25 protein-coding genes are annotated in these 24,175 nt (G+C 69.9%); 9 read left to right on the plus strand and 16 right to left on the minus strand.

Annotated elements, in window-relative coordinates; translation table 11 throughout:
• Positions 1–60: 60 nt before the first annotated feature.
• Entirely contained in the window at positions 61–564 is a 504-nt protein-coding gene (locus L3V18_RS05165) for an acyl-CoA thioesterase (RefSeq protein ID WP_237053564.1), read from the minus strand.
• On the minus strand, positions 554–1,159 hold the full coding sequence (locus L3V18_RS05170) for an NADPH-dependent FMN reductase (protein ID WP_237053565.1): 606 nt from the start codon (positions 1,157–1,159) through the stop codon (positions 554–556). The genes L3V18_RS05165 and L3V18_RS05170 overlap by 11 nt, the downstream gene beginning before the upstream one ends.
• Positions 1,160–1,322: 163 nt before the next feature.
• Between L3V18_RS05170 and bla the strand changes: the two genes are divergently transcribed.
• On the plus strand, positions 1,323–2,219 hold the full coding sequence (gene bla, locus L3V18_RS05175) for a subclass B3 metallo-beta-lactamase (RefSeq protein WP_237053568.1): 897 nt from the start codon (positions 1,323–1,325) through the stop codon (positions 2,217–2,219).
• Positions 2,219–2,707 (plus strand): NUDIX hydrolase, encoded by a 489-nt coding sequence (locus tag L3V18_RS05180; RefSeq protein WP_237053570.1) that lies wholly within the window; start codon positions 2,219–2,221, stop codon positions 2,705–2,707. Before bla ends, L3V18_RS05180 begins: the two co-directional genes overlap by 1 nt.
• Before the next feature lie 107 nt (positions 2,708–2,814).
• Here L3V18_RS05180 and L3V18_RS05185 read toward each other — a convergent pair whose 3' ends face one another.
• Positions 2,815–3,078: a DksA/TraR family C4-type zinc finger protein gene (locus L3V18_RS05185; RefSeq protein WP_237053571.1), complete on the minus strand. Its 264-nt coding sequence runs from the start codon at positions 3,076–3,078 to the stop codon at positions 2,815–2,817.
• Between the two features lie 204 nt (positions 3,079–3,282).
• Here L3V18_RS05185 and L3V18_RS05190 point away from each other — a divergent pair, with 204 nt between their 5' ends.
• A complete protein-coding gene (locus tag L3V18_RS05190; protein WP_237053572.1) occupies positions 3,283–4,986 on the plus strand; it encodes an alkaline phosphatase in 1,704 nt (567 codons plus the stop codon).
• Positions 4,987–5,052: 66 nt separating this feature from the next.
• Positions 5,053–5,949 (plus strand): beta propeller repeat protein, encoded by an 897-nt coding sequence (locus L3V18_RS05195; protein ID WP_237053573.1) that lies wholly within the window; start codon positions 5,053–5,055, stop codon positions 5,947–5,949.
• 46 nt (positions 5,950–5,995) lie between these two features.
• Here L3V18_RS05195 and L3V18_RS05200 read toward each other — a convergent pair whose 3' ends face one another.
• Positions 5,996–6,418: a CopD family protein gene (locus L3V18_RS05200; RefSeq protein WP_237053711.1), complete on the minus strand. Its 423-nt coding sequence runs from the start codon at positions 6,416–6,418 to the stop codon at positions 5,996–5,998.
• 44 nt (positions 6,419–6,462) lie between these two features.
• On the opposite strand from L3V18_RS05200, the gene L3V18_RS05205 reads away from it, so the two are divergent.
• The 3 genes from L3V18_RS05205 to L3V18_RS05215 all read left to right on the plus strand — a co-directional run bounded on the left by L3V18_RS05205 (position 6,463) and on the right by L3V18_RS05215 (position 9,900).
• The gene (locus tag L3V18_RS05205) at positions 6,463–7,074 is read left to right on the plus strand and encodes a class I SAM-dependent DNA methyltransferase (protein ID WP_237053574.1); all 612 of its coding nucleotides are present in this window, start codon (positions 6,463–6,465) and stop codon (positions 7,072–7,074) included.
• A gap of 133 nt (positions 7,075–7,207) precedes the next feature.
• A complete protein-coding gene (locus L3V18_RS05210) occupies positions 7,208–8,455 on the plus strand; it encodes a polyhydroxyalkanoate depolymerase (RefSeq protein WP_237053712.1) in 1,248 nt (415 codons plus the stop codon).
• 101 nt (positions 8,456–8,556) lie between these two features.
• Positions 8,557–9,900 (plus strand): carboxylate--amine ligase, encoded by a 1,344-nt coding sequence (locus tag L3V18_RS05215; RefSeq protein WP_237053576.1) that lies wholly within the window; start codon positions 8,557–8,559, stop codon positions 9,898–9,900.
• Here the strand turns inward: L3V18_RS05215 and L3V18_RS05220 are convergent.
• The 3 genes from L3V18_RS05220 to L3V18_RS05230 all read right to left on the minus strand — a co-directional run bounded on the left by L3V18_RS05220 (position 9,885) and on the right by L3V18_RS05230 (position 11,533).
• On the minus strand, positions 9,885–10,103 hold the full coding sequence (locus tag L3V18_RS05220) for a DUF6289 family protein (protein ID WP_237053577.1): 219 nt from the start codon (positions 10,101–10,103) through the stop codon (positions 9,885–9,887). The two genes, L3V18_RS05215 and L3V18_RS05220, sit on opposite strands and share 16 nt — an antisense overlap.
• A 144-nt stretch (positions 10,104–10,247) precedes the next feature.
• A complete protein-coding gene (locus tag L3V18_RS05225; RefSeq protein WP_237053578.1) occupies positions 10,248–11,171 on the minus strand; it encodes a sensor domain-containing protein in 924 nt (307 codons plus the stop codon).
• Positions 11,168–11,533 carry a PadR family transcriptional regulator gene (locus L3V18_RS05230; RefSeq protein WP_237053579.1) on the minus strand — a complete coding sequence of 122 codons (366 nt, stop codon included), beginning with the start codon at positions 11,531–11,533 and terminating at the stop codon, positions 11,168–11,170. The genes L3V18_RS05225 and L3V18_RS05230 overlap by 4 nt, the downstream gene beginning before the upstream one ends.
• Before the next feature lie 211 nt (positions 11,534–11,744).
• Here L3V18_RS05230 and L3V18_RS05235 point away from each other — a divergent pair, with 211 nt between their 5' ends.
• Entirely contained in the window at positions 11,745–12,677 is a 933-nt protein-coding gene (locus L3V18_RS05235; RefSeq protein WP_425493463.1) for a peptidylprolyl isomerase, read from the plus strand.
• A 5-nt stretch (positions 12,678–12,682) separates the two neighbouring features.
• Here L3V18_RS05235 and speG read toward each other — a convergent pair whose 3' ends face one another.
• Entirely contained in the window at positions 12,683–13,243 is a 561-nt protein-coding gene (speG, locus tag L3V18_RS05240) for a spermidine N1-acetyltransferase (protein WP_237053580.1), read from the minus strand.
• Positions 13,244–13,375: 132 nt separating this feature from the next.
• On the opposite strand from speG, the gene L3V18_RS05245 reads away from it, so the two are divergent.
• On the plus strand, positions 13,376–13,672 hold the full coding sequence (locus L3V18_RS05245) for a hypothetical protein (RefSeq protein ID WP_237053581.1): 297 nt from the start codon (positions 13,376–13,378) through the stop codon (positions 13,670–13,672).
• A gap of 94 nt (positions 13,673–13,766) precedes the next feature.
• On the opposite strand, the gene L3V18_RS05250 is transcribed toward L3V18_RS05245, so the two are convergent.
• The 8 genes from L3V18_RS05250 to L3V18_RS05285 all read right to left on the minus strand — a co-directional run bounded on the left by L3V18_RS05250 (position 13,767) and on the right by L3V18_RS05285 (position 24,152).
• The gene (locus L3V18_RS05250) at positions 13,767–14,600 is read right to left on the minus strand and encodes a DUF4349 domain-containing protein (RefSeq protein WP_237053582.1); all 834 of its coding nucleotides are present in this window, start codon (positions 14,598–14,600) and stop codon (positions 13,767–13,769) included.
• A gap of 88 nt (positions 14,601–14,688) precedes the next feature.
• Positions 14,689–16,548 carry a carboxypeptidase regulatory-like domain-containing protein gene (locus L3V18_RS05255; protein WP_237053583.1) on the minus strand — a complete coding sequence of 620 codons (1,860 nt, stop codon included), beginning with the start codon at positions 16,546–16,548 and terminating at the stop codon, positions 14,689–14,691.
• Complete coding sequence (locus L3V18_RS05260) at positions 16,545–18,830, minus strand: DUF4175 domain-containing protein (protein ID WP_237053584.1); 2,286 nt, start codon at positions 18,828–18,830, stop codon at positions 16,545–16,547. Before L3V18_RS05260 ends, L3V18_RS05255 begins: the two co-directional genes overlap by 4 nt.
• Positions 18,827–19,999, minus strand: a complete 1,173-nt coding sequence (locus tag L3V18_RS05265; protein ID WP_237053585.1) for a BatA domain-containing protein — start codon at positions 19,997–19,999, stop codon at positions 18,827–18,829. Before L3V18_RS05265 ends, L3V18_RS05260 begins: the two co-directional genes overlap by 4 nt.
• Complete coding sequence (locus tag L3V18_RS05270) at positions 19,999–20,907, minus strand: DUF58 domain-containing protein (RefSeq protein WP_237053713.1); 909 nt, start codon at positions 20,905–20,907, stop codon at positions 19,999–20,001. Before L3V18_RS05270 ends, L3V18_RS05265 begins: the two co-directional genes overlap by 1 nt.
• Positions 20,908–20,920: 13 nt before the next feature.
• Entirely contained in the window at positions 20,921–21,916 is a 996-nt protein-coding gene (locus L3V18_RS05275) for an AAA family ATPase (RefSeq protein WP_237053586.1), read from the minus strand.
• A 174-nt stretch (positions 21,917–22,090) separates the two neighbouring features.
• The gene (locus tag L3V18_RS05280) at positions 22,091–22,798 is read right to left on the minus strand and encodes a DUF4159 domain-containing protein (protein WP_237053587.1); all 708 of its coding nucleotides are present in this window, start codon (positions 22,796–22,798) and stop codon (positions 22,091–22,093) included.
• A 19-nt stretch (positions 22,799–22,817) separates the two neighbouring features.
• Positions 22,818–24,152, minus strand: a complete 1,335-nt coding sequence (locus tag L3V18_RS05285; RefSeq protein ID WP_237053588.1) for a TldD/PmbA family protein — start codon at positions 24,150–24,152, stop codon at positions 22,818–22,820.
• Between the last annotated feature and the right edge of the window lie 23 nt (positions 24,153–24,175).

Raw genomic sequence — 24,175 nt, forward strand, 5'->3', positions numbered from 1 at the left:
ACCGGTCCCGATCGAAAAGGCCGCCTCCGGGCGGCCTTTCGTTTGCGGCGGCCGTTCAGCCTACCGTGCCGCGCCGCGGTAGCGCTCGACGGTCTGTTCGATGCCCTTGCTCAGCTCCATCACCTTCAGCGCGTACTCGGCCAGCCGCCTGTCGTCGTCGCTGACCGGGACCCACGGCGGGACCGGCGTGGGCTGGCCCTCGACGCCGTCGAGGGCGACGAACACGATCACGCAATGCGTGCACAGCCTCGCGCGCCCTGCCTCGGCCGCGTTCACCCCGGGGTCCCGCGCCATCACGTCGACCGCGAAGTGCATGCTGGTGGTACCGGTATGCACCAGCTTGGTCCGCACCGTGACCAGATCGCTGGTCCGGATCGGCGACACGAACCGGATGCCGCCAACCGCCACCGTGACGCTGTAGCGGCCGCTCCAGCCGACCGCCGCGGCGTAGCCGGCCTGGTCGATCCACTTCATCACCACGCCTCCGTGGACCTTGCCGCCGTAATTGACATCGGTCGGCTCGGCCAGGAAGCGCAGGGTCAGTTCGCGCTGCTCACCGCTCATCGCGTGCTCCTTTCAAGCGGAAGGCCAGATCGGCGACCGACGCACCGACCCCGTGCACGCCTTCGCGCATGCGCTCGTCGACAAGCACGCCGGTTTCCGGCAGGCGTTCGGCGGCAAGACCGACCGCGACCTGCTGCGGCACGACCACCAGCCCCAGCTTGGCCAGCGCATCGCGCAGCACCAGCAGCGAACGCAGTCCGCCCAAGGGGCCGGGCGAGGCCGACACGATGCCGGCGGCCTTGCCGCGGAACAGCGTCGTGCCCGACGGCCCGGCAGCGGTCGGACGCGAGATCCAGTCCAGCGTGTTCTTGACCAGAGCCGGCATCGAACCGTTGTATTCGGGCGTGCTGATCAGCAGGCCGTCGTGTTCGGCCATCAGGTCCTGCAGCCGGAACACCTCGTCCGGCATGCCGTCAGCCTCGATGTCGCCGTCGTAGACCGGCAGCGGGTAGTCGCGCAGATCGATCAGGCTGACCTCGGCGCCCGCATCGCGCGCGCCCTCGACGAGCACCGGCACCAGGCGACGATTGAAGGATTCGCGACGCAGACTGCCTGCGAACGCGAGCAGGCGGGGCGGATCGACGGCCATCGTCATGGATTCCTTGAGGGACCTGCGACGAGTATGCACAGCTTGCAACGCGCAACGCGAGTGTCGCGACGCGGCGCCCCCGATCGAGACCGCGAGACGCACGCGTTCCGCACTGGTGGCAACGCCCGCGATCGCCGACACTGTTGCGCCCGCCCACCGGACACGATCGATGCTCCTTCGTCATGGACGCCTGCCGGCTCTGGCCGCCACGCTCGCCCTCTCCTGCCTCGCTCCCGTCGACACTTCGGCATCCGGGCCTGCGCCGCTGCCGCAGCTGGAGGCCTACACCGTTCACGAGAGCTGGCGCCAGCCGATCGAGCCGTTCCGGATCGCCGACAACACCTGGTACATCGGCACCGCCGGACTCAGCGCGCTGCTGGTGAAGACCGGCGCCGGCGCGGTGCTGATCGACGGCGGGATGCCGCAGGCGGCCGACATGCTGCTGGCGAACATGACGAAGGTCGGCGTCGCGCCGTCGGACCTGAAGTACATCCTCCACAGCCACGCCCATGCCGACCACGCCGGGCCGCTGGCCGCGGTGCAGCGCGCGACCGGCGCGATCCTGGTCAGCAACGCCGAATCCGCGGTCCTGCTCGCGCGCGGCGGCAGCGACGACATCCATTTCGGCGACGACCTGCTGTATCCGCCTGCGCAGACCGGCCGCATCGTGATGGACGGCGAGGCGGTCGAGCTTGGCGGCGTGCGCTTCACCGTGCATTTCACCCCCGCGCACACACCGGGGTCGATGAGCTGGACCTGGACCGACCAACGCGATGGCCAGCCACTGCGCATCGCCTATGCCGACAGCGTCAGCGCGCCCGGCTACGAACTGCTGGACAACCCGCGCTACCCGCGCATCGTCGACGATTACCGTCGCGGTTACGCGGTGATGCGCGACCTGCCCTGCGACCTGCTGATCACGCCGCACCCGGGCGGCAGCGGCTGGACCCCGCAGGACGCCGGCAACCGCCTGCCGGAACCGATGAGCTGCGCCGGCTACGCGGATGCCGCCGAACGCGCGCTCGACCAGGCGATCGCAAAGCAGCGCGACGCGGGAGGGCCTTGATGCCGTACACGCCGATCGTCGCGACCCTCGGCTACGTGCTGTCCGCGAACGGCCGCGAGGTGCTGATGGTCCATCGCAACGCGCGCCCGGAAGATCACCAGTTGGGCAAGTACAACGGCCTGGGCGGGAAACTTGAGCCGCACGAGGACGTAGTGGCCGGCATGCGTCGCGAGATCCACGAGGAGGCCGGCATCGACTGCACGGCGATGCAGTTGCGCGGCACGATCAGCTGGCCCGGGTTCGGCAAGCATGGCGAGGACTGGCTGGGTTTCGTGTTCCGGATCACCGCATTCACCGGCACTCCGTTCGAGCACAATCCGGAAGGCACGCTGGAATGGGTCGCGCTCGACCGCCTGCACGAACTGCCGATGTGGGAGGGCGACCGCCACTTCCTGCCGATGGTGTTCGACGCCGACGATCGCCCGTTCCACGGGGTGATGCCGTATCGCGACGGCCGCATGCAGTCGTGGCGCTATTCGCGGATCTGAGTCGCGGTCGCGGTCGTGGGAGTGGGCGCAAGCCACGACAGGTTTTCAAGAGAAGGCCCACTCGCGGCTTGTGCCACCCCTACAGCCACTCCCGCAACGGGCTCGGCCTATCTGAGCTGGCTGTCCTTGCTGCCACGGCGGTTGAAGCCGACCGCCTGCCGGGAGCGGTCCTCGGCGTCCTGGCAGGCGATGCACAGGCGGACCCCCGGCACCGCACGGCGCCGTGCCTCCGGGATCGGGGCGTCGCACTCCTCGCAATGGGGCAGTCCGGGCCCGCTGGCCAGGCGGCTGCGCGCACGCCTGATCGCATCCTCGACGGTCGCGTCGATCTGCTCCTGCACCGATGTGTCGCTGGTCCAGCCGCCGGCCATGTCGTCCTCGGATTGCGCTCGCTATCTGGCCGATATAGGGCCAGCGAAGCCCTGGATCAACCGGTCTCCGGCCGCTGCGGGGCCGGCGTCGCGATTTCCGCGGTCCGGATCCGCCGGTACCGTCGCTCCCCGCTGCCGCGCGGCGGACGCTGAAACATCGAGATGGGCATAATCGGCAGCCCTGTCAGTCCAGTCCGTAAGCCGATGAACCCGAGCCGCACCGCGATCGCCGCCCTCACCCTCACCCTGCTGTGCAGCGCATGCGCGAGCGTGCCGCCGGCCAGCGGGCAGGACGCCGGGGCGACGCGATTCGAGGTGGACGTACCGGCAATCGCGCACCCGGACGGCGAATCGCCACGATGGTGGTACCGCGACGGTGCTGCGCAGGCGGCCGCGCGTGGCGCGATGGCCGGCAACGCGCGCAACGTGATCCTGTTCGTCGGCGACGGCATGAGCCTGCCGACGGTCGCCGCCGCGCGCATCCTCGACGGTCAGCGCAATGGTGGTCCGGGCGAGGAGAACCGGCTCGGCTGGGAGCGTTTCCCGGCCACCGCGCTGAGCAAGACCTACAACACCAACGCCCAGACCCCGGACTCGGCCGGAACGATGACCGCGATGGCGACCGGGGTGAAGACCCGTGCCGGCGTACTCAACATCGGCCAGATGCCGCAGCGCGGCGACTGCGCCGGCGCGCTGCGCACCCCGCTGCTGAGCCTGTGGCAGCTGGCCGAGACCAGCGGCATGGCGACCGGCGTGGTAACCACCGCGCGGCTGACCCATGCGACGCCCGGCGCGACCTTCAGCCACTCGGCCGATCGCGACTGGGAGCACGACGCGGCGATGCCGCAGGCCGCCATCGATGCCGGTTGCGTCGACATCGCCCGGCAGATCGTCGAAACGCCGTACGGCGACGGCCCCGAGGTGCTGATGGGCGGCGGCCGGGCGATGTTCATGCGCCAGGACCAGGCCGACCCCGAGTATCCGGACAAGCACGGCAAGCGCCGCGACGGCCGCGACCTGGTCGCCGACTGGCAACAGCGCCACCCGCAGGGCCGCTACGTATGGAATGCCGCCCAGCTCGCCGATGCCCCCGTCGACACCCCCCTGCTGGCCCTGTTCCAGCCCGGCCACATGCAGTTCGAGCACGACCGCGGCAACGATCCTGCTGGCGAGCCGAGCCTGGCCGAGATGACCCGCGCCGCGATCACGCGCCTGCGGAACGCGGATGGCGGATACGTGCTGCTGGTCGAGGCCGGCCGCATCGATCACGCCCATCACTACGGCAACGCCTACCGCGCGCTGACCGACACCATCGCGTTGAGCGAGGCGGTGCAGGCCGCCGCCGCGATGACCTCGGCCGACGACACGCTGATCCTGGTCACCGCCGACCACGCGCACACGATGAGCTTCGTCGGCTACCCGGCGCGCGGCAACCCGATCCTCGGCAAGGTGACCGGCACACTCGGCGAAGGCGAACTGGAAGGCGGCCGGCTCGCCCGCGACGCCACCGGCCTGCCATACACGACGCTGAGCTATGCCAATGGTCCCGGCTACGTCGGCGCCAGCGAGCTGCAGGGCGAAGGCCCGAAGCGCTTCCAGCACTCGCCCGACCGCTTCGAGCCCGCCAAGGGCGGCCGCCCCGACCTGACCCACGTCGACACCCTCGATCCGGACTACATGCAGGAGGCGCTGGTGCCGTCGAAGGACGAATCGCACGGCGGCGACGACGTCGGCATCTGGGCGCGCGGTCCCGGCAGCGACGCGGTGCGCGGCTCGGTCGAACAGAACGCGATCTACCACTTCATGCTGCAGGCGACGCCGCGCCTGCGCGAGACGGTCTGCGCGCGCGGCGGTTGCGACGCCGACGGAGTGCCGGTCGAGCTGCCGGACCCGGCCGCATTCCGCTGATCCGGCTCCAACACAAGACGCGGGCCGTCGACCGGCCCGCTCCACGCAACCCAAGGAAGGACCGCAATGACGAACACCCCCCTGCACGGCCTGGTCATCCGCGATGCAATCGTGCGCATACCCGGGACCGGCTACATCTACGCCGCCGATCCGGCCCGCGAGGCCGACGGCGTTCCGCATGCGATAACTTTCAAGTACCAGCAGGGCCGCTTCATTCGCGGCGATGCGAACTACGACGCGTTTGCGCTCGCCTTGGTGTCCCATCCCGAGCCCGGCCTGGTTTCGGTCGCCGGTGCCGGCTACTACTCGGCGATCAGCGCCTCCGGTTCGGTTTCCGGCGACCTTTTCGACAACAGCAACCCACTCCCACCCGTCCCCCGGACTGGCGGCATCCGCGCGGTCGCCAGCATCGGCGGACGCGCGTTCGCGGTCGGTCTGCGCGGCATGGCCTACCGTCTGGACCAGCCGCGCCAGTGGACGCGCATCGACGACGGCCTGCCGGCGGACTTCGACGTGCTGGCCATCGACGGCGGCTCGGATGCCGATCTGCACGCGGTCGGACGCGGGGGCGGCATCTGGCACTTCGACGACCGCGGCTGGCAGGTCTGCGAGTCACCGACTTCGGCCGCGTTGCGGACGATCCACTGCACGGATGCCGGCGATGCGTACGCCGCCGGCGATGGCGGCGTGCTGCTGCAGCGACGCAACGGCGTGTGGGAGACCATCGAGCACGGATGCACCCGTGACACGATATGGAGCCTGGCGGGGTTCCAGGGCCAGCTCTACGCAGCGACCCTGTCCACTCTGTATCGCATCGAAGGAAACGGCCTGGTGGAGGTCGATTTCGGCAACGATCGGCCGGCGAGCTGCCGCCGCATCAGCGTCTGCGACGGCCAGATGTGGTCGGCCGGCGACTTCGACCTGATGGCCTTCGACGGCGAACGCTGGTCGCGGATCGTGTAGCCATCGCGGCCTCCTCCGCGACGGCTACATCCGGAGCGGACCGTCCTCAGAACGGCTTGGCCAGCACCAGCCAGACAACGGCCGCCAGCAGCAGCACCGGCAGCTCGTTGAACCAGCGCAGCGCGCGGCCCGAGGGCAGCGTGCGACCGGCTTCGACGCCCTTCAGCCAGCGCCCGGCAACCACGAAATGCGCGAGGATCAGCACGACCAGCCCCAGCTTCGCGTGCAGCCAGCCGCCGGCGATGCCGAAATGCAGCCACAGCACCAGCCCGAGCACGAACGCGAAGCCGAACATCATGTGGCCGAAGCGGTACAGGCGCCGCCCCATCAACACCAGCCGCGCCCGGACCTCGGCCGAATCACCGGCCTCGGCGATGTTCACCAGGATCCGCGGCAGGTAGAACACCGACGCCATCCAGGCGATCACGAACACGAGGTGGGCGGTCTTGGTGATGAGATAGGCGGCCATGTGCAATAGGATGCCGTCCAGTCGACGCAGTGTCATCCCAGCCCATGTCCAAGCAATACGACCGCAGCTACTTCGATCGCTGGTATCGCGATCCGGCCCTGAAGGACGCCGCGATCGGCGGCCGTGCCCGCCTCGCCCGCAAGGTGGCGATGGCCGTGGCCACCGCCGAATACCATCTGGAACGCCCGCTGCGCACGGTGCTCGACGTCGGCTGCGGCGAAGGCCCGTGGCGCGCGCCGCTGCTGAAGCTGCGCCCGAACGTGGACTATCTGGGCTTCGACAGCAGCGAGTACGCGATCGCACGGCATGGCCGCCGGCGCAACCTGCACCTCGCCCGCTTCGCCGACTTCGGACAGCTGCGTCCCTGCGCACCGGTCGACCTGCTGGTCTGCAGCGACGTGATGCATTACCTCAACGTGCGCGAACTCGACCGCGGCCTGCCCGGCCTGGTCGAACTCTGCGGCGGGGTCGCCTTCCTGGAGACCTTCGCCCGCGAGGACCCCATCGACGGCGACACCCACGGTTTCCGGCGGCGCCCGGCGAGGTTCTATCGCGAACGCTTCATCGCGGCGGGATTCGTGCCCCTGGGTTCGCATCTGTGGCTGTCGCCCGGCCTGCGTGACGGGCTGGCCGCGCTCGAGCATCCGCGGGAATGAGCTGCTTTCCGGACGCGGATTTTCCCGCACGGGAGACCCGGGTTAACTCTTCCGGAATCCCGTTCGGGTATGCTGCATCGCAACAACGGCACCCTGTCCGCGCATTGCGCCGCCTGGAGACTGCAACCCGATGATGCTTTACCAGATGCACGAACTCGGTCGCGCCTGGATGGCTCCGATCACCTACTGGGCCGATGCCAACGCGAAGATGTTCGGTGCTCCCGGCAGCTGGCTGTCCAGCCTGCCCGGTGCCACCCGCGTCGCCGCCGGCTACGAGCTGCTGTACCGGATCGGCAAGGACTACGAGAAGCCCGAGTTCGGCATCCACTCGATCGACATCGATGGCAACGTCTATCCGGTGATCGAGCGCGAGATGGCGCGCAAGCCGTTCTGCCGGCTGCTGCGCTTCAAACGCTACACCGACGACGCCGGCAACCTGAAGGAGCTCAAGGACGATCCGCCGGTGCTGGTGGTCGCACCGCTGTCCGGCCACCATGCGACCCTGCTGCGCGACACCGTGCGCACCCTGCTGCGCGACCACAAGGTCTACATCACCGACTGGATCGATGCCCGCATGGTGCCGACCTCTGAGGGCGAGTTCACCCTCGACGACTACGTCGGCTACGTGCAGGAGTTCATCCGCCGGATCGGCGCCGACGACCTGCACGTGATCAGCGTCTGCCAGCCGACAGTGCCGGTGCTGGCGGCGATCTCGTTGATGGCCGCGCGCGGCGAGAAGACCCCGCGCTCGATGGTGATGATGGGCGGCCCGATCGACACCCGCCAGAGCCCGACCGCGGTCAACAACCTGGCCACCGAGAAGCCGCTGTGGTGGTTCGAAAGCACGGTGATCCACCCGGTGCCGGCCAACTACCCGGGCCACGGCCGCCGCGTGTATCCGGGCTTCCTGCAGCACATGGGCTTCATGGCGATGAATCCGGAGCGCCATGCGCAGTCGCACTGGGACTTCTACCAGGACCTGGTCAAGGGCGACCTCGACGACGCCGAGTCGCACCGCCGCTTCTACGACGAATACAACGCGGTGCTCGACATGCCGGCCGAGTACTACCTCGACACCGTGCGGATCGTATTCCAGGAGCACCTGCTGCCGCGCGGCCTGTGGGACGTGGCCGGCGAGCGCGTCGATCCGGCCGCGATCACCGGCACCGCGCTGCTGACGATCGAGGGCGAACTCGACGACATCTCCGGCGAGGGCCAGACCCGTGCCGCGCACGCGCTGTGCAGCGGCATCGCGAAGAAGGACAGGCAGCATCTCGAAGTGAAGGGCGCCGGCCACTACGGCATCTTCAGCGGCCGCCGCTGGCGCACCCAGGTCTACCCGAAGGTCCGCGAGTTCATCGCCAGGTACGCCGCCGGCTGAGGTCCCGCGCGGGCATGCTGCCCGCATCGGCCTGCAAACCTGCGCCACCGCGGTCCGGCGGTTGACCGCATCCGCATCCCCGCCGCGTTGTTTCCGATGTCATGGGGGACATCGGGCCACAGGAACGCGCTGCAGCAGCGGCGGAACGGACGCGTGCCGGGACGGGCGATGCGGCGCCGCCGGCGATCGTGGTCGCCCGCGGCTTCACCGGCCTGGGCACGCTGCGGGCACTGGCGATGGCCGGCGTCCGGACCCATGTGGCCTGCCCGGCCGACGACCTGGTCACCCGCTCGCGCTGGTACGCACCGCCGCCGGGACCGGCCTGGAACGGTGAGATCGACGGCAGCCAGGACAGTGCGCTGGATGCGGTCGGACTCGCGCGCGCGGTACTGGTCCCGGGTGCCGACGACGCCGCGCTGTGGGTCGCCGGGCTCGCCGGCAGCGCGCTGGCCCGACGCTTTCCCGCCTCGACCAGTCCGCTGGCGACGTTGCGGATGCTGCAGGACAAGCGCCGGCTGGCCGAGTGCCTGCGCGACAACGGCGTGGCCCACCCGGCCACGTTCGCGATCGACCGCGTCGGGGATATCGACCGTATTCCATTCGAGCGGCTCGACCGGGTGTTCCTGAAGCCGATCGACTCGCAGCGGTTCTCCAAGGCGACCGGCCACAAGGCGCTATGGCCCGGCGACCGTGCGGCCTGCAGGGCGCTGTGGACGCGGCTGCATGCGCAGGGATTCGAGATGATCGCGCAGGAGTACATCCCCGGCGGGGCCGACCAGCACTACTTCATCGACGGCTTCCGCGACCGCCATGGCCGCCTGACCGGGTTGTTCGCACGGCGCCGGTACCGGATCCACCCGCCGGACTTCGGCAACAGCTCGTACTGCGAGAGTACGCCGCTGGCCGGCATGGGCGCCGCCGCGGAGGAACTGGAGCGCCTGCTCGACGCGACGCACTACCGCGGCATCTTCAGCGCCGAGTTCAAGCGCGATCCTCGCGACGGCCGTTACCGCCTGCTGGAAATCAACACGCGCGCCTGGTGGTACGTCGAGTTCGCCGCCCGCTGCGGGGTCAACGTCTGCGAAATGGCCTGGCGGGACGCGCTCGGGCTACCGGTGGTCGTGGCCGGTCGCGACTACCGCAGCGGAGTCGGCTGCATCAGCCTTGCCGGCGACATCCAGGCGGTGCTGCATGCACCGGCCGGCACGCGGATTCCGTTGTCGCGGGCGCTGCGGCAGTGGTGCACCGGGCATCTGCATGCCTTCCGTTTCGACGATCCGGGCCCCGGCCTGCTGCAGGCCCGCCGGCTGGCGGCCCAGTGGTGGCGTGCACGACGGCAACGCCTGTCCGGGCTCCGGGGTTCGCCGGACGAGCGCGCACAGAAAAGCCCCGCGTCGGCGGGGCCCCCGGACAGCGGAAACCCGCCGCCTCACATATCGACGTAGCAGCCCTGGGTGAAGCTCCGGTTCTCGGTCTTCACGCCCCAGCTGCCGTCGAGCTCGCCACAGCCGGCGGTCCACTGCCCGACCAGCACGCCTTCCTCGTCGTAGTAGTTCCAGGTGCCCTGCCAGCTCGCGGTGGCGCTGAACGAATAGGCGGCCAGCAGCCCCACAGCCAATGCAACGGCAACGATCCTGATGCGACGCATGATCTGTTCTCCTTGGATGTTCTGGAAACGCGGAGTCGTATCCGCCGCGTCACCCTAGAGGGGTTCGCGCGTCACTTCTGTTAACCCCGCCACAGTGCGGAAACGTCGAATCCGCCTCCTGCCACGCATGGACGCCGACGCCACTCAGGCGTGCTGCGAGCCCTTCACCAGCAGGTGCTTGGCCAGCTGCCCGTGCAGGTAACCGATGCCGCGTGCGACGTGCAGGGTGACGAACAGCAGCAGTATGCCGAGCACGCTCAGCAACGGCAGCAGCCACGGCGCGTCCGTCGCTACGTCGATCCCGGCCAGCCAGACGTCCAGCTCGATCCCGGGCAGCAGCGCCAGCGGCGTGATCAGCAAGGTCAGAGACACGCTCAGCAACGTCACCGCGAGCGTGAAGTAGGCGATGCCCAGCGGCAGCATCAGCAGCATGTACAGCAGCGTGCTCCAGGTGCGCGGGTCGGTGAACATGTCGCCGATCCGCTGCCAGACCGTACGTCCACGCACGCTGTACAGCGGCCGGCGCGGCATCCGTTCGCCCAGCATCACCTCGACGATCCGGCCTTCGACCAGCGACAGCACCCGCACCGAGCCGAAGAACAGGATCAGCAGAGGAATGCCGACGATCGTGATCGACAGGCCCAGCGATACCGAGAAACCGGTCACCACCCAGGTGAAATAGAAGATGCCGGTCGCGACCGCCAGCAGCATGTAGAACAGCGCGCCGTAGGTCCGCGCATCGGCGGCGACACCGAAGAACCGCCCCAGCGCGGAACGGCGCTGCGGTGGCGTCGGCGGCCGCAGCGCGGTCTGCACCTTGACCTCGGTGTCGCGATAGATCTCGGCAACCTCCTCCGGCGCACCGTAGCTGCCGGCGACCGCGGCGATCACCTCGGCCTCGGGCCTGCCCGGCTGTTCGGCCATCTCCGAACGCAGGTATTCCTCGGCGTCGTACAGCGCGTCCTGGATCATCGCGGGGTCGGCGCCCTTCAGCGCCGCACGCAGCTGCGCCAGGTATTCCGGGATCGTGGTCGGCAGACCGGAGACGGGTACGGTGTTGGCGTTCATTCGGACAGCTCCCCCAGGACGGAATCGACGGAATCGCGGGTCGCGCGCCAGGCGGCGGCCCAGTCGCGCAGGGCTTCGCGCCCGGCGCCGGTGATGCGGTAGTAGCGCCGCGGCGGCCCGGCCACGGACGGCTCGACGAAGCTGTCGAGCAGGCCGGCGGCACCGAGGTTGCGCAGCACCGGATACAACGCGCTCTGCTTGCCGCTGAGCACGCCCTCGCCTTCGCGTTCGAGCCGCTTGGCGATCTGGTAGCCGTACATCGGCTCCCCGGCCGCGGCCAGCACCGCGAGCAGGGTCAGCGAGACCGTGCCGGTGCTGAGCTCCTTGTGGAACTTGCGCAACTGGAGTTCGAGATCGGTCATCGGTGGGCTCCAGGGCCGGATCGGGGCACGGATGCATTCACTAGCTTGAAGTGGATACTAGTATTCAGTTCTCTATAGCAAATGTGCTTCTAGTCATGCCCCGCCGGTTCGCGGCCGGGCCGAGCGCCGGATCCGGCACCGGCGTCGGCGGATCAGGCAGAATCGGGACCGTCGATCCGCCGCCGTCCCACCACCCAGAAGGGAGCCACCCGTGCCAGACCCGATCCGTGCCGCGCTCGTCCTGCCCCTCGCCGCCCTGCTTGGCGCCGTCACGCCGCCGGCCCCGGCCGCCGAACCGGACGCGGGCAAGCCGCGCACGATGCAGGAGATCATCGATGCCGCGAAACCATCGGACTGGCGCACGCCGGATCCGGCCAACACCCTGTACATGGAGCTGGAAAGCGGTCGGGTGATCATCGAGCTGGCCCCCGCGTTCGCGCCCGAACACGTCGGCAACATCCGTACCTTCGCGCGCGAGGGCTACTGGAACGGCATGGCGATCAAGCGCTCCCAGGACAACTTCGTCGTGCAGTGGGGCGATCCGCGCGGCGAGGACGAGGACGGCAAGCCGCTGGGCTCGGCCAGGGCGAAGCTGCCGGCCGAGTTCAGCCGCGGCAGCCGGGGGCTGGATTTCCATCCGCTGCCCGACGCCGACGGCTGGGCGGCCGAAGTCGGCTTCGCCGACGGCTTCCCCGCCGGCCGCGACACCGGCGAAGACCAGGCATGGATGGCCCACTGCTACGGTGCGGTCGGCGCGGGCCGCAATCTCGAGCCCGACTCCAGCGACGGCAGCGAGCTGTACGTGGTGATCGGCCAGTCGCCGCGCCAGCTCGACCGCAACATCACCGTGGTCGGCCGGGTGATCGACGGCATGGAACGGCTGTCGGTGCTGCCGCGCGGCAGCGGTCCGCTGGGCTTCTACGAGGACCCTGCGCAGTACGTGCCGATCCGCTCGATCACGCTGGCCTCCGAGCTGCCCGTGGCGGAGCGCTCGCCGCTGCAGGTGCTGCGCACCGACACGCCGCTGTTCGACGAACTGGTCGAGGCCCGCCGCAACCGCCGCGACGACTTCTACAAGCGCCCGGCCGGGCACATCGACCTGTGCAATGTGCCGATCCCGACGCGGATGCCCGACCCGGCATAGCCGGCTCAGGCGTCGCGGCGGACTTCGTCGCGGCCCAGCGCCTGGTGCTGGAACAGGGCCATGCGGATCACGCTGTGATAGCGGCCGTCGCTGAAGTACTCGTCGACCAGCACGCCCTCGCGCCGGAAGCCGACGCTTTCGTAGACGTGGATCGCCTTGGCGTTGTCGACGTCGACCAGCAGGTAGAGCTTGTACAGGTTCAGCACGCGGAACGCGTAGTTGATCGCGCGCAGGGTCGCCGCGCGCGCGTAGCCGCGTCCCTGCGATTCGGGCGAGACCATGATCAGGAATTCGGCGCGACGGTGCAGGTGGTCGATCTCGACCAGCTCGACCAGGCCGACCCTCTGGCGCTGGTCGTTCTCGATGATGAAGCGCCGCTCCGACTGGTCGTGGATGTGCTTGCGGTACAGCTCCTCGAGTTCGACGAAGGACTCGTAGGGTTCCTCGAACCAGTACGCCATCACGCTGCGGTTGTTGTTCAGCGTATGGACGAAATGCAGGTCGTCCCGCTCCAGCGGACGGAGAGTGACCGAAGCCGGCGGCGGCTTGTCGTGTTCGGCGTTCATGCGCGACAACTTAGCCCAGGCGCCTTAGCGCGGCGTGACAGTCGCCACGTCACGACCGGCGACGGCACTGCCATCACGCGACCTTAGCTGCCGCCCGCCTAGCCTGAGCCCAGGCCAACCGGAGTCCCGAACATGCCCCTGCTGCGGCTGCGCGTGACCGGCAACGACGACCGCGCCCGCGCGATCGCCAATCTCCTGTCCAGCCTGGAGGGCGTCGACCATATCGAGGAAATCGCCGATCTCATGCCGCACATGGACGACCCCGATTCGAGCTCGGCCGGCCTGCCCGACGACCAGGGACCCGGGGTGCACGAGCTGGAGGTGGAGGTGTCCAACGCCTATTCGGCCAATCGCGTCCGCCGCGCGGTCGATGCGCTGGCGTCCGAGCTCGACGTGCTGGTCGAGTTCGAGGTCGAAGAGGAGCGCTAGGAAACAGGCCCGCGGGATTCGCCCCCCTTCGCAGCGGCTCCGTTGTCACGGGAACTCGTCGACGATCCCGTGCACAGGCGGGCACATTGCAGGCTCAGGCGCTTCTTCGCAGCCGCGCGCGGCGGCGCCAGCGTCGCACCAGAGCCACCGCGATCGCCAACAGCACTCCCAGCGGAATCAGGAACGCCAACGCGCGGATGGTCCACGCGGTCCCCATCGACAGGGTCGCGCCGAAATCGCGCACCGCCTGCACGATCTCGTTGCGCCCGGCCTGCCCGCCGGTCGGGCTGAAGGCCAGGGTCAACAGCTGGGTATCGATGCGGCGGCGATGCTGCGCGCCCTCGCGTTCGGCGGCGTCCAGCCGCGCCCGTGTCGCCGCCATCCGCTCGGCCAGCGCGATCATGTCGGCGACGGCAAGGTCTCGCCGCTGCTGGAATTCCTGCAGGCGCTGCAGTTCGGTACGCAGCCGGTCCTGCTCCAGCGCATTGTCGCGAACCACCACCGCCAGGTCCTCTGCATGGGTGCTGCGGCTGCCGAATTCGGCGCCCTCGCCGGCCATCGCGATCATCGGCTCGACCCCGGACGGCACGATACGCACGGTGACACTGGCGGACGGATGATCGCCGCCCTGCTGGCTGATGTTGAGCAGCACGCATTCGCCAAACCGGCGCTCCCGGCATGCCGCCTGCACGGCCGCGTGCCGCGGCGCGATCTCCTCGACCGGCAGGCGGACCGCGATATGGTGCTCGTAGGCGAGCATCGCCCCGGTCGCACCGCCACCGGCATCGGTGGGCGCGGCCTTCATTTCCATCGCCGGGCCCGACGCAGCGGCGGATTGATGCTGGGCATACGGGTCGGAACAGGCGGCCAGCAGCGATACGGCCAACGCCGCAACGAACAGCAACCCGCCGGTCGCGCGAACCGGCATGACGGGCATTCGACGACGGTCTCGAGAGAAGTGCATCCGTTGCGTTTCCTGATGAAGGGACCGCGCCAAGACTATCCCAGCCGGTCCCTCATCCGGTCATCCGGATGCCGCGCCGCCAGCGCTCCAGCCCCCACAACGCGGCGATCGAGGCAACCCAGGCCAGGAACCAGGGCCAGGACGCGCCGCGACGCGCCGCAGTGGCGCCGGTGTCCCGCGTCGCTGCTGGCGGAAGCACCACGTCCCCGACCCGTTGCAGGGTGCGGTCGCGCCGTTCGGCGGCACGCAGGCCAGGGGCGGCCCCGGCCGCACGGACGAAGAACGGCCAGCTGTCGGCACCCTGCCGCAGCCGGTGCCAGCCCGGGGTCCGCGGCCAGTATCCGGCGCAACGGCCGGGACCGGCGAGCGGGTCGATCAGCAGCGGCGTCGCGGTGCCGTCGGGCGCGACTGCCATGGCGTCGTCGGCGACCGCGCAGATGCGGGTGCGGACGCCCTCGCGCGGGTCGGCCTCGAAGCGCGGCGGCATGCCGGCGGCGCGTGCGACCGTTGCGAAGGCCGTGCTCCACAGCTCGCCATGCAGGTCGCCGCGGCCGGACAGCGGCAACCGGTAGCTGTCGACCAGCGTGGTGATGCCGATGCGGCCGCGCCCTTCGGCGCGCCAGTACAGCCAGGGCGAACCAGCGATGCCGCTCACCGGGACCGCGGCGTCCGTGCCAATGCGGAGGTCCCGGCGCAGCAGCCGTGGCGGCGGTGCGGCGGCGAGCTCCACGTCCAGCGGCGCATCCTCGCTGCCGTTGCCGAGACGGGCGCGCAAAGTGGCTTCGTCCAGGCCTTCGGAGTGCGGCAACGCCAGCGCGACGGTGCCAGTGCCGGCCGATACCGGGAGGCCCAGCGCAGCCAACTGTTCCCGGGTCTGCCGCGACAACGGCCCGGTCGCGCGCAACAGCACGCCCAGCCCTTCGCGCACCGCGGCAAGCAGGGACGTCCGCCTGGTTTCACCCAGCGACGCCCAGGCACGCTCGTCGAGCACGACCAGATCGAAGCCGCGCAGGGTTTCCGCGTCCATCGGCGACGGCGGATCGCCCAACTGCACGCCGCCGCCGACCGCCAACTGGGCATGCAGCGCCATGCCGGCATCCTCGGCCCAGCGGCGCAGCGCGCGCAGTTCGGGATTCGGGGCGCCCGCCATGAGCAGCACGCGCGGTGCCGGCGCGTCGGCGATCGACAACGGCACGTCGAGTGTCTCGACGGGCTCTCCGGCAGCGTCGCGCACGCGCAGGGCGAACGTTGCGATGCCCGGGGCGCGGACCGTCGCATCCAGCGTGAAGGCACCATCCTCCTCCAACCCGGTGTCATCCACCCGCTGTCCGGCCGGATCGATCAGTTCGACGCTGCCTCCCTCGACCCCATTCACGCGTCCGGACACCGTGAAGACGTCGCCGGCGGCGACTTCATCCGGCAACCACAGCCCGGTCACGCCGGTCGGCAGCGGCGCCGGATCGAACACCAGGGGAAAGCCTTCCACGGCGGTCAGGTCGCGCGCGTCGAGTCCTGCGCCGACCACGTGGATGCGTGCGGTTCCGGGATGACGCCGCAGCGCGGTAGCGAGATCGGGTACCGCTTCGGCATCGCCGAACACCGGCACCTCCGGCAGTGCCACCAGCACCTCGCCCTGTTCGGACGTGGCCAGCTGCACGCGGCTGGCTCCCGCGGTGAGCACGGTCAGCGTACCGCTGCGGACGGCGACGGGCGGCGGCACGAGGGTGCGATACAACAGCAACGCACACAGCGGCTGCAGCGCCAGCAGCAACGCGAGCCGCCAGCCGTGCGACCGCGCGGGTCCGCGCCATTGCCGCGACAGCAGTCGCGCCCACGCGATGACGACCGCAAGCGCCAGCAACGCGACGAGCCCCCCCTGGGCCAGGCCTTCATTGGTCAAATCGATGTTCATCGCGACGGCTCTCCCAGCGCATCGAGATAACGTTCGCCTTCGCCGTCGATGCCATCGCGCCGGGACACTGCGGCGGGCGGACGCGACATCGCGCTCCACAACAGGCGGCGTAGATCGTCGCGGCAGTCGCCACATTGCGGATCGTTGCGCAGCACGTCGATGGCCGCGACCAGGGCCAGCGGATCGTCCAGGCGCCCGCCATGGCGTGCCAGCCAGGCCTCGAGCGCGTCGAGATCGGGCTGACCCGACGTCCGTGCACCGGGATCGGTCGCGTCGGCATCGTCGCGTGGCACGTCGGCCAACACACGCCAGACCTGTGCCGGCACGTCGTCCGGCACCCGTGCGCCCGCGGCCGGCAACGCGCGACGGGCGATGCCGGCGCGGTCGCCGCTGAGCCGGCGGCCCTCGTCGATCGGCGGCAGCTCCGACCCTACCCGCGCCAGATAGATGCGGTCGGCCTGCTGCACCTGCTTGATCAGCTCCAATGCACGGTAGGCGTACGGCAGCGCCTGCTTCGGCTGTCCCTGTCTCAGGCCCAGTTCCGACTGCCACATCTCGCGCAGCGCACTGCGCAGGATCTCGCGGGTCTTCGGGTCCAGCAGGGTCGCGGCTTCCGGCAGGTCGTGGGTATGCCCGAACTCGGCCAGGACATCGCCGGCGCTGCCGAACACCGCGTCACCGGTGCGTCCGCCGTGGCCATGCCCGTCGTGGTCATGTCCGGCTTCGTCATGGTCGCGGTCGTCGTCCCTGCTATCCGCATGCCCATCGGCGTCCCTGTCCTCGGCCGCGGCACGCGGGGCCTGGCCGAAATCGTCGATCGGCAGCAGCGGCGCGGACGGCGGGGCATCCTCCGCGTCATGGGTCGGCGGCGGATGCCCTGCGCCTTCGCTCTCCTCGCCGAGAAATCGGCCATAGCGCAGCCGCAGCAGGCGCTGATCGACGCCGAGCGCATCGGAACGATCGAGGAAGCGCTCGGCTGACAGCGATGGTTTCTCCTTCAACAGCGCCTCGGCATCGATGATGATCTGCCGCTGGCTGCGGAAGTACGCCGGCAGCACCTGCCGCGCCAATCCTTCCAGGCCGCCGACATCCGGCACGGGTTGCGGCGGCCTGCGCAGGATCAGGCTGGCGCTGCGCGCGGACTGCGGCCCGGGCCGGCGGTTGTCGCGCACCTCCAGCTGCACGACCAGATCCTCGCCCCAGGCCAGCGCCAATCCGGCCAAGTCGATGCTCGCCTGGTAGCGCTTGCGGCTGCGCTCGCCGCTTCCGCGCAGGCTCCGCGTGCTTTCCTCGAACGTGATCTGCTCCCCGCTGCCGCGGGCGACGGTGACGTGCAGGCGGGCATCGGCGTCGATGCCATGGTCGTCGCTGGCCTCGAAGACGACCGACCAGCCGCGCTGGCCCGGCTTCATCATGCTCAGGCCGGTCTCCGGTTCCAGCACCCGCACCTGCGGCGGCCGGTCCGGGATCGCGTCGAGCCGGTTCAGCGGCGGCAGCGGCTGCGTCGGCGCGCCGGCCGGCAGGACCCGGTACAGGGCCGAGCGTTCCAGCAGATGATCGGCGATCCATTCGTCGCGTTCGCGCCGCATCTCGATGCGGCTGCCATCGTGGAATTCCAGCGCGACCGACGCCGGCTGCGGTTCGAAGCGCAGCGCCCAGCGCAGTCTCGACCCCTGCTGGGCCCGGGCATCGAGAGCGTCGATCTCCCGTTCCGGCAACCCGGTGTAGGCAGGCGGAGAGATCGCCAGGCGTTGCGCGACCCGATGTGGGACGCCATCGCCGCGCGCCTCCGCCACCGGCGGGACGTCGCCTTGCCTCATGGTTCCGCCACCCGGCCACAGCCACACGCCCACGACGCACAGCGCCGCGGTCCCCCACGCCAACCCCGTCGCCCGCCGCGACCATGCCGGCCGCAGATCCGGCGCGGCACCGACACGCTCCCGCAACCGGGCGCGTTGCAGGCGCTGCAGCGGGCCGAGCGCGGCGGGGTCGGCGAACAGCAGCCCGGCGCTGTCCTCCATCGCGGGTTCCTGCGCATCCAGCCGCCGCTGCAGCCACCGCGCATCGAAGCGGCGCATCCGCGATACCGCGGCAAGCAGCGCAAGCGCACTCGCCGTCGCCCCGGCCAGAAGCGCGAAGCGTATCCCGCCCACACGCCAGCCGACGACCGCGACCGCGCACACGATCGGCAGCGCGACCGCCAGGGCATCGACGAACACCCGGCGTCTGACCGCGCGCCAACGCTGCCGAAGCACGCCGTCCATGCCGATGGCGCCGCTCATTGCCGCGCTTCACGGCGACGCGAGGTCGCCAGCCAGCGCTCGACCAGCAGGACCAGCGCGATCAGCACCGCCCACCATGGCCGCAGTTCCCGCGGCGGTTGCGGATAGGCCGTCGCTCCCGTAAGCGGAGCGTACGCCCGCGCCTCGACGCGGGCAGGCGGAGCCGGCGGCCACAGCGACTCGCGCAGGCGTGCGGGAAAGCCGGGATCGAGCAGTTGCGGCATCGCCGCCGGCGACATCGTGCGGGTCAGGCGCAGCAACCGGCCGCGCCCCAGCGCCGCACTTTCCAGCAACGGCGCGCCTTGTCCGTCGTGCCAGACGATCGTTGCCGCCCGCACCGGGGCCGGCGCATCGCCGGCCAGGGTCTGCACATCGAGCAAGGCGGTACCGCCATCGACGACCCAGTCCCGCACCGGCGCCGGCAGCTCGCCCGGCACCAGCCAGACCAGCACACCCTCTTCGGGCAGACGCAACTGCGCGGGCGCGACGACGTCCATCGCCACGGACGCATCCGTCGACCCGGATCGCCAGGCGTGTGCGGCCGCGCGCAGGTAGCGCAACGCGGGCATCCCGGGGTCGGCTGCGACCATGTGCAGTGCGGGCGGTGCGACCGCGACGGCGGGCGGCGCCGGCATCGCGCCCGGCACCACCTGCCATTCGACCTCGCGCGACAGCACCGGCAACTGCGCGTCGGCATGCTCCAACCGCTGTGGCACGAGCACGGTAAGCGCCGCGTCGGCCGGCAACTCGGCATCGAGCTGTCGCAGCAGGCTCGCGAACGCAGGCGACCGTTCCGGTGCAGGCTGTCCGATCCCGGGGAATCCCGGAGCCAGCCAGCGGATCCGCTCGCGTTCGTCGCCGGTCGCCGGCAGCCGTGCCGGATCGACGCCCGGAATCACCACCGTCCACGGAGTGCGCGCCTGCTCGCCGTGCAGCACCGGCCGCGCCAGCCACAGCGCGATCAGCGTCAGCAGCAACAGACGCACCAGCAGCAGCGGCCATTCCTCGAAGCGGATGCGCTGGCGTGGCCGGGGCCGTCGCCGTAGCCAGCGCAGCGCCGCGAACTCGACCGGACGCTGCTCGTTGCGCCGCGCCAGATGGATCAGCAGCGGCATCAGCAACGCCGCCAATGCGGCCAGCGCGGCAGGCAGCAGCAGACCGAACGGCATCAGCGGTGCCTGCCCTCGTGGGCACTGCGGCCGAACAGGCGTCGCAGCGGCAACTCCAGCGGCTGGTCCAGCGTGTGCTCGACATGGCGGATCCCGGCAGCGTCGAACCGCGCCTTCGTCTCACGGCGCGCCGCACCGAAACGCCGCAGGAACTCCTCGCGCAGCGCGGGGCCGTCGCCGAGCAGTTCCTCGCCGGTTTCCGGATCGCGGAACCGGCGACCGTCGCGGAACGGAAAATCGCGTTCGGCGACCGTCAACAGCCGGATCGCCAGCACCTCGCGACCGGCCGCCGCGAACCGTTCGGCCAGCGCGATGCCATCCCCGTCCAGGCAGTCGCCGATCAGCACGACCATGTCGTCCACGGCGATGCGCTCCCACACCGGCAGCAACCGCTCCGCATCCGGGAAGCGGCCGCCGGCGGCGGTTTCGTGCAGGACCCACTGCAGCCGGTCGCGATGACGCGGACCGGAGCCGGGCGGTACCAGCCGGATGCCGTCCTCGTGCAGCACGACCAGGCCGCTGCTGTCGTGCTGCTGCAGCGCGATCTCGGCGATGCAGGCGGCCAATCCACGGGCAGCATGCATGCGGGTGCGCTCCGGCGCGGTCTCGTCGGCCTGTCCCATCGACGCGCTGGCGTCCAGCAGCAGCCACACGGTGAGCGGGCTCTCGCGTTCGGCCTCGCGGACGAAGAAACGGTCGCTGCGCGCATACAGCTTCCAGTCGATCTGGCGCGGTTCGTCGCCCTGTTCGTAGGGCCGGTACTGCGAGAACTCCAGGCCGCTGCCGCGGCTGCGGCTGGCATGCATGCCCAGTCCGCGTGCGCCCGCGGCGCGGCGCGGCACGATCCGCAGCTCGCGCAGCCGGGCACGCAACTGCGGCGGAATCAGCTGTGGCACCGGCTGCTGCACCGCGATCACCGGTTCAGGCGGCGGGCAGCGGCAAGTCGCGCAGCAACGCGGCGACCACCTCGTCGGCGGTCACCTGCTCGGCCTCCGCCGCGAACGACAGCAGCAACCGGTGCCGCATCACCGGCGCGGCCAGCGCGGCGACGTCCTCGCGGGTCGCGGCCAGCCTGCCGTGCAGCAGCGCGCGCGCCTTCGACGCCAGTACCAGCGACTGGCCCGCGCGCGGGCCGGCACCCCATCGCACGAAGCGCCTGACCGTCTCCGGTGCATCCTCCGCCGGACGTGTCGCGCGGACCAGGCGGTTGATCCAGCGCATCAGGTCGTCGCCGACATGCACCTCGCGCACCATCGCCTGCAGTGCGAGCACCTGCTCGCCATCCATCACCTGCGGCACCTCGACGACATGGGATCCGGTGGTCTGCTCCAGGATCGCGCGCTCCTCGTCTTCGTCCGGATAGTCGACCCGTATCTGCAGCAGGAAGCGATCCAGCTGGGCTTCGGGCAACGGATAGGTACCGGCCTGTTCGATCGGGTTCTGCGTCGCCAGCACGAAGAACGGCGCCGGCAACTCGTGGGTCGTGCCGGCATAGCTGACCGTGTGCTCCTGCATCGCCTCCAGCAACGCGGCCTGGGTCTTGGGCGGAGTACGGTTGAGCTCGTCGGCCAGCAGCAGGTTGGTGAACACCGGTCCGCGCTGGAAACGGAAACGACGGTGGCCGGTGCCGTGGTCCTCTTCAAGCAGCTCGGTACCGAGCAGGTCGCTGGGCATCAGGTCCGGGGTGAACTGCACGCGTCGGAACTGCAGCCGCATCGCCCGGCCCAGCGTGCGTACCAGCAGGGTCTTGCCGAGACCCGGCACGCCCTCGAGCAGGCAATGGCCGCCGGCGAGCAGACCGACCAGCAGTTGCTCGACGACCTCGGCCTGGCCGACGATGGCACGGGCGATCGCGTCGCGCAGCTTGTCGAGCCCGGCGATACGGGTCTGGATGTCGGATTCGGTGATGTCGTTCATGGGGGGAGTTCAGTTCCTGCGGGGAAGCCGGCGCCATCCCTTTGCGCGATACGCCGTGAACACGGCCATGCTGGTTCTTCCGCAACATCCCTGTTGCGCAGCACCGCGCAACGGGATGGCCACCGGCTTCCGGATGATCGGCTGGCACTCATGGAAAAGCGGAAGACTGCCCTGTCATGCCGTCAACGCATACATGACGATGTTGACCGCGAACTTCGTGTTGTCCTCGGCCAGGAAGCGCTTGTTGCGCCAGTCGTAGTCCCATTCGCAGCCGTAGTCCTTGTTGCTGTAGAGCACGCCGAGCCGGCCGTCGATCTCGATGCCCTTCAGATAGTCGTGGACGAGGTCGTCGCCCCAGCCGTTGAGCTCGAAGCCGGTCGCCGGCGGACCGTCCGGGAACCGGAAAAAGCTGCGGTAGAGCGCATGATCGTTCGGCAGCCTGCGCAGGGCATCGGGACCGAAGATCGAATGCATCTGCCGCTCGAACGACTTCGCGAACAGGCCGTCGATGTCGTGGTTGCAGTCGTCGACGAAGACGAAGCCGCCGTTGCGCACGTAGCGCTCGAAATTGCGCCGCTCGGCGGGATTGAAATCGACCAGCTTGTGCCCGGCCAGGTAGCAGAACGGCGCGAGCAGCATCTTCGGATCGGCCAGGTCGACCACGTGCTCCTCCGGATCGACGCGCAGGCCCGTGTAGTCGATCAGCGAGGTGATCAGGTTGGACGGCATCCGCGCGTCCACGTCCCAGTCGCCGGAATCGTAGCGCAGACGGGTGAACCAGAAATCGTAGCCGACCGCCGCGGACGCCACGCGAAGCGGCGTCGCCAGCCACGCGCCGGCGATGCCGCCTGCCAGCAGCCGCAGGAACCCGGCGCGGTTCATGTCCCTGCGGGTGCCATCGTCACACCGCGTCGGAGAGCGAGGTGAAGGTGAAGTCGCGCAGCCTCATCGGCGGCAGCAGCATCACCAGGCTGGACTCGTCGCCCGCCACCCGCACCGGCCGACCGAGCTCGTCGATGTTGTTGAGCATGATCACCGGCGACTCGTTGAAGCGGAAGTTCTTCACCGGATGCCTGATCTCGCCATTCTCGATGTAGAAGGTGCCGTCGCGGGTCAGGCCTGTCAGCAGCACGGTCTGGGGATCGACCATGCGGATGTACCAGGTGCGGGTGACCAGGATGCCGCGGTCGGTACCGGCGATCAGTTCGGCGGTGGACTTGTCGCCGCCGGCCATCAGCAGGTTGCCGGGCTGGCCGACCGCGCGCTTGCCCTTCTCCTTCGCCCAGTAGCGCGAATAATTGAGGGCCACCACCTTGCCGTTCTCGATGATCGGCATGCGCTCGCGCGGCAGGCCTTCCTCGTCCCATGGCATCACCGGCGCCTCGTCGCTCCAGGGATCGGCGATGACGTTCACGCGCGGATCGTAGACCTGCTCGCCGAGCTTGTTGCCGCCGCCCTGCCTGGAAAGGAAGCTGCGCCCCTCGTCGGCGGCGCGGGCGTCGAAGAAATTCATCATGAAGGACACCAGACCGGCGACCGCCGCCGGCTCCAGGATCACCGTGTACTTGCCGGGCTCCAGCGCCTTGGCCTGCGCCGAAGCGCTGGCCTTGCGCATCGCCACCCGCACGTCGCGGTCGGCATCGAATTCACTGGCATCCCTTACGCTGCGGCCGACCCACCCCGACCCCTGGCCGTCCTCGGTGCGGACGGTGCAGGTGTAATTGAAACCGGTGCCCTTCTGGTACCCGAAATTGCCGTTGCTGTTGGCGAAGGCGACGAAGCGCCTGGAATCGACCAGGAAGCCGGCGGCGACCAGATCCTCCTCCCGGCAAGGGCCGATCGAATCCGCGGCCACCTGGGCACGGAATTCCGGCGTGATCGCCGCGGTGGATTCGCTCCAGGTCCGGCTGGGCCTGTACTGCTGCTTGCCGATCGCCGGCATGAACTCCGGATTCTCGGGCGCGAGCCGGGCCAGGTCCTCGGCGCGCCGCACCACACGCTCCAGCGCGGCATCGTCGAACTCGTTGATCGTGGCGACGCCGACGCGCTTGCCGAACGCGACCTGCACGGCCAGTTCGACGTCAGCCACGATCCCGCTGGTCGACACGCTGTTGAGAGCGAACCGGATGTTGCCTTCGGTCGCCCCGGCGAGCGTCGCGGTGCACTCGTCGGCCTTCGACAGGGCGATCACCTTGTCCAGGATGGCCTTGGCTTTCTCTTCGGTGAAGATGGTCATGGTCTGATGTTCTCCTGGAGCCG

Origin of the sequence: Marilutibacter chinensis (genome assembly GCF_021725675.1) — a bacterium.
Lineage (GTDB): Bacteria > Pseudomonadota > Gammaproteobacteria > Xanthomonadales > Xanthomonadaceae > Marilutibacter > Marilutibacter chinensis.